This window comes from Oceanispirochaeta sp. (assembly GCF_027859075.1).
Lineage (GTDB): Bacteria > Spirochaetota > Spirochaetia > DSM-2461 > DSM-2461 > Oceanispirochaeta.
Window position 1 is genome coordinate 1 of record NZ_JAQIBL010000181.1, and the last position, 5,041, is coordinate 5,041.

Here is a 5,041-nt window from a genome sequence, read left to right on the forward strand (position 1 = left end):
TCAGGCCTTTTTTCTGGATATCCTTAAAAGTCTCTATGATGAAACCAGTAAGTCGAATAGAAAAGGGTCCAGTCACTTTCAGGAGATCGAACAGCGTCTTCTTGCCTCTTATCGGGATCCTTCATGCTGTGTCCAGTCCCTGGCGGATGAGCTCAAATTTTCGGTCAATTATCTCAGGCAGATCTACAAAGACTTCTCAGGTCAGTCTCTCTCGGATGAAATCAATAGACTGCGTGTTGAGGAAGCGGCCCGTCTTCTCCTGGAATCGGATAATCCTGTTAAAGAGATATATGCCCGGGCAGGATTTTCCAATTATAATTCCTTCTTCACCAGTTTTAAAAAAATGAAAGGCCACACTCCGGCACTATTCAGAAGAAATCATGAAAAATCGGAATAAATGGTAAAATTGAGAGTCCATATAAGGAAATTAGTGAGTTTCCTGTAGAATCCTTAGTTGCTGGTCCTGAAATTCCGGAGGGATAATAATCTTAGATTTTATCTAAAAGGAGTTTCTAAATGAAAAAGATTCTAATCGCTTTTTTTCTGTTTATACCTGTCATGTTCAGCTTCGCCGCAGGTTCCCAGGAGAAAGCAGCCCCAGCCGCCGAAGGTCCTGTGTCTGTAGACTTTTATACCTGGTCTGATGGAAACGACCAGTATTCTGATCTCTTCAACGCCTTCAATGCGGCCAATACTGATGTTCAGATCAACCCACAGTATATCCCTCCAGCAGACTATGAGTCCAAACTGACCACCCTGCTGGCCGGTGGAATGAACATGGACGGGTATATGCAGAAAAGACAGGTGGATATGTTTGCCCAGAACGCCAACGGCTACATTGAACCTTTGAACGACCTGATCAAGAAACACAATTTTGATTACTCCACAATGAAAGCCTGGAGTGCCGCCATCGAGGTGGATGGTAAAGTCCTGGCTCTGCCCCATAGAGGTGGAAAGTACTATACCTACTACAATGTGAGGCCTTTTATTGAAAAGGGTCTCCCCACCCCCACAGAACTGGTGAACAAAGGGGAGTGGACATGGGATAAGTTTGTGGAACTCTCCCAGCAGGTGTCTGAAAGTGACGGAAAAACCTTCGGTTCCTGTCTTTATACCTGGGGAAGCTGTCAGATCTATCCTGCAGCACAGAACAATGTCCAGTACATCGATGCGAAGGGTAAAGTCGATCTCAATGACTATGCTCTGAAATCAGTCCAAATCAGAAAAATACTGGAAGACGGCCTTGATATGCCCAAACTGGTGGACCTGAAAGTGACAAAAACCCATTACTCCCAGGTTATGTACAGCGGCATGGCTCCCATGCTCCTTATTGGTGAGTGGTTCCCCGGAATGATGGCCGACGGCTTTAAAAAAGGCCTCGTTGTGGATAGCTTTAAACCCGAAGATTTCAGAATTACCAGACTTCCCAGTGATTCGCCTGATTACTACTCCGTTGGAGCTCCCACCTTCGGCCATGTTCACAGCAAATCCAAGAACAAGGATGCCGCCTTTGAAGTCCTCGCCTGGTTCGCTGGTAATGAGGGTGCTAAGGTTGAAGCGGGGTTGGGACTCCTGCCTCCTGTAATCAATGATGATGTAAAAGCTATCCTGGCAGAAAATATCCTTGATAAAGAATCTCTTAAGTATTTCACTGAGGATGTTTCTGTCCGTCCCATGCTCTATAACAAATACGGCAGCAAGGTGGAACAGCTGGTGGCTCGTTTTACAGAGCTGTACCTGATGAACCAGATCTCGGATGCTGATTTTCTTCCTGAAATGAGGAAGGAACTTCAGACCATTTCCGACTCAACCGACTAATCATAAACAATCACAGGAGAGAGCCTTCAGGGCTCTCTCTTTTTTCCGGAGCTTTAAAAAAATGAAAAGAAAATCTCTAGAAAGAGTCGGATGGCCGACGATCCTGTCTTTTCTCCTACCGGGATTTACAGGATTCCTGCTCTTTATCTTTATTCCTATGATATCAACATTAGGGGTGGCTTTTACCAACTATTCAGGGGGACCAAATTGGAAATTTATCGGGTTGAGAAATTTCCAAATCCTCTTAACCAGCCCCCAATTTCATCAATCCCTCAAAGTAACCCTTACTTTTGCGGTCTATACAGTCATCCTGCAGATCCTGATGGGGCTCCTCTTTGCAGTACTTCTGAATCAGCAATTACGGGGTAAAACATTTTTCCGCAGTCTCTTTTTTATGCCCAACGTACTGTCCACCGTAGGGGTCTCACTGGCTTTCTCTATGATTTGCAATCCTGCACTAGGTTTCGCCAATCAGATTCTGGCGGGACTGGGACTGCCTGGCAGTGCCTGGCTGACAAGTACAGATACGGCTCTCATGTCCATTATCATTGTCACTCTGTGGATGTCCTTCGGGTACTATATGATTATCTTTCTGGGAGGACTTCAGTCCATCAACCCCGCCCTGTATGAAGCGGCCAGTATCGATGGCGCTACCGGTTTCCAGTCTTTCTACAAAGTGACCCTTCCTATGCTCAGTCCCACCATGTTTTTTGCCATGACCATAAGCATCATTGGAAGTTTCAAGGTCTTCGACCAGGTCTTTATGATGACCGGCGGTTCCCTGGGAGGTGGCCCGGCAGGCTCTACCAATGTGGTGGTTTTCGATGTATATCTGAATTCATTTACTCATTACAAATTCGGATATGCTTCAGCAGAATCCCTGATCCTGCTGCTTATTGTCCTGGCTATCACTCTGATCCAGTTCAGAAACCAGAAGAAGTGGGTAACCTATGACATCTAAAAAAATCATTCAAAAATGTACAACCTGGATATTGATCCTGATTACTTCTCTCTTTGTTGTTGTCCCTGTTTATATAATCATCACAGCATCCTTTAAAAATGAAAGGGATATCTTTGAGGCTCCCATGGCTCTGTGGACTTCAAATTCAGGTTTGTTCAATTTCAAACAGCTGGATAAATTTCCTTTGTATATCTGGAATTCTATAAAAGTGACTTTTTTCTGTACCGTTATACAGCTGGGAACAGCCTCCACCTCTGCCTATGCTTTCTCCAAGTTGAAATGGAAAGGCCGGGATACTCTGTTTGTACTCTACCTCATGTCCATGATGATCCCTATTCAGGTCATCATCATCCCTCAGTTTATGGTCATCAAGACTCTGGGCCTCTATAATACCCATCTGGCTCTGATTCTGGTAGGCTCTTTTACTGTATTCGGAACCTTTCTGATGAAGCAGTTTTTTATTACCCTTCCTGATTCCCTTATGGAATCGGCCCGGATGGACGGTGCTCATGAATGGACCATATTTTTGAAGATTGTCCTTCCCCTGGCCAAGACCGTCCTGGCTACAGTTCTGATCTTTTCCTTCCGCTGGTTCTGGAATGAGTTCTTCTCTGCTCTCATCTATCTCACCAGTCCTGAACTCAAGACTCTGCCTCTGGGGATGACCGATTTCGTGTCTGAGTATTTGGTGTATTTCGGTCCCCAGATGGCAGCTGCTATGATCTCTATCATCCCGGTAATGATCCTCTTTTTCTCTCTTCAGAGGTACTTTATTCAGGGTATCGCCTCCAGCGGAATCAAGGGATGACCATGCTGCAGGAAAAACTGGTCAAGGTTCCTGATTCTTTAAAATCTTTCGATCTGGAAACCTACCTCCCATCACTGAAGTCTTTTGAATTCTGGGAAAGGCTGCCGAATGATCAGAAGGCCGAGTTTGTCCGCCAAGGGCAGGAGGCAATGAAAGAAGGGATTCCTTCTCTCCCGGCAAGCTTGTTTATGGATTTCAGGCGGACCGGAAACCGGGTACATTTTGAAATTCCCTATTTCAAACGGAGAATCCTTCTATTGCGGATGGTGAAGGCCTACTGTGCCGGAGATCGTCATCCCGATATTCTCGATGGCATCATTGATCTCCTTTCGGTCATTTGTGATGAGTGGTCCTGGGTTCTGCCAGCTCATAACTGGCCTAATGAAAATGCCCTTCCTCCGGTCCAACCGCCCCGGGTGGATTTGTTTGCAGCTAATACAGCCTCTCTGATGGCTCTCACTGTTCACTTGTTGAACATTCCTTTGCTGAAGGAAGCGGACAGATTGATCCTCCGGGTTTATCAAGAATGCCGAAGACGCTGTATTCAGCCCTATATGGAAAATAATCAGCACTGGTGGATGGGTTTTGAAAAAGTCGGGAATCATGGAGAACTGAATAACTGGACTCCCTGGATCACTGATAATTTTCTACATACCCTCTTTCTCCTTCATCCTTCTGAAGAGGAGATGCAGAGGGGTACGAAACGGGCTGTTCAGATTCTTAATCATTACCTGAATGTTCTGCAGCCGGACGGAGGATGTGATGAGGGACCCTCCTACTGGGATCACGCTATCGGTTCTCTTTTTGGCTGTCTGGATATCCTGGAATTCCTAACAGGAAGCTCCTTGTCGTTAATGGAAGATCCTTTCCTCAAGAAGGCGGCCTCCTATCTGCACCGCATTCATGTGGAGGGGAATTATTTTGCCAATTTTGCAGACTGTCCCGGAAGGTTGGATCATATGCCGACGGGCCTGATCATCAGAATGGGCCGGATTCTTCAGGATGAGTCCCTGATTCAACTTGGCGGAGAGCTGGGTCAAATTGAAGTTCCGGGGCAGGATTCTCCGGTGGAAGCCTTTTCGACCCACAGGGACATCAGGAACCTGATGTTTGTATTCCTTTCTGAAGATCTGCTGATTCCCCGGGAAGCCAAAGCCGGCAGGGATGTTTTTCCGGATTCTCAGATCTATATCAAAAGGACAGACTCCCTTTCTTTCGCCTGCAAAGGCGGTCATAATCATGAGAGTCATAATCATAATGATGTGGGACAATTCGTTCTCTATGCAGGAGGGCTGCCGTTGTTGATTGATCCGGGTGTCGGCGACTATACACGGGATACTTTCAATGAGAATCGCTATACCATCTGGTCCATGCAGTCTTCCTGGCACAATCTTCCTGTCGTGAATGGGGTGGAGCAGAAGGAGGGGCTGGAATATAGGGCCTCCTCTTTTGAG

5 protein-coding genes are annotated in these 5,041 nt (G+C 46.2%); all 5 read left to right on the forward strand.

The window, feature by feature from the left end:
* Window positions 1–397: AraC family transcriptional regulator (locus tag PF479_RS09845; protein WP_298005647.1), on the forward strand; the 397-nt coding region annotated here is incomplete at its 5' end.
* Between the two features lie 119 nt (window positions 398–516).
* Window positions 517–1,818: an ABC transporter substrate-binding protein gene (locus PF479_RS09850; RefSeq protein ID WP_298005650.1), complete on the forward strand. Its 1,302-nt coding sequence runs from the start codon at window positions 517–519 to the stop codon at window positions 1,816–1,818.
* Between the two features lie 61 nt (window positions 1,819–1,879).
* Window positions 1,880–2,779, forward strand: a complete 900-nt coding sequence (locus PF479_RS09855; protein ID WP_298005653.1) for a carbohydrate ABC transporter permease — start codon at window positions 1,880–1,882, stop codon at window positions 2,777–2,779.
* Complete coding sequence (locus tag PF479_RS09860; protein ID WP_298005656.1) at window positions 2,769–3,587, forward strand: carbohydrate ABC transporter permease; 819 nt, start codon at window positions 2,769–2,771, stop codon at window positions 3,585–3,587. The genes PF479_RS09855 and PF479_RS09860 overlap by 11 nt, the downstream gene beginning before the upstream one ends.
* Window positions 3,588–3,589: 2 nt before the next feature.
* Window positions 3,590–5,041 (forward strand): heparinase II/III family protein (locus tag PF479_RS09865; protein WP_298005658.1); only part of this gene is annotated, 1,452 nt, incomplete at its 3' end.

Excerpts from the sequence above, each read along its gene's own strand:
- PF479_RS09850 (WP_298005650.1), top strand. The coding sequence starts at position 517 with ATGAAAAAGATTCTAATCGCTTTTTTTCTGTTTATACCTGTCATGTTC.
- PF479_RS09860 (WP_298005656.1), top strand. The coding sequence starts at position 2,769 with ATGACATCTAAAAAAATCATTCAAAAATGTACAACCTGGATATTGATC.
- PF479_RS09855 (WP_298005653.1), top strand. The coding sequence starts at position 1,880 with ATGAAAAGAAAATCTCTAGAAAGAGTCGGATGGCCGACGATCCTGTCT.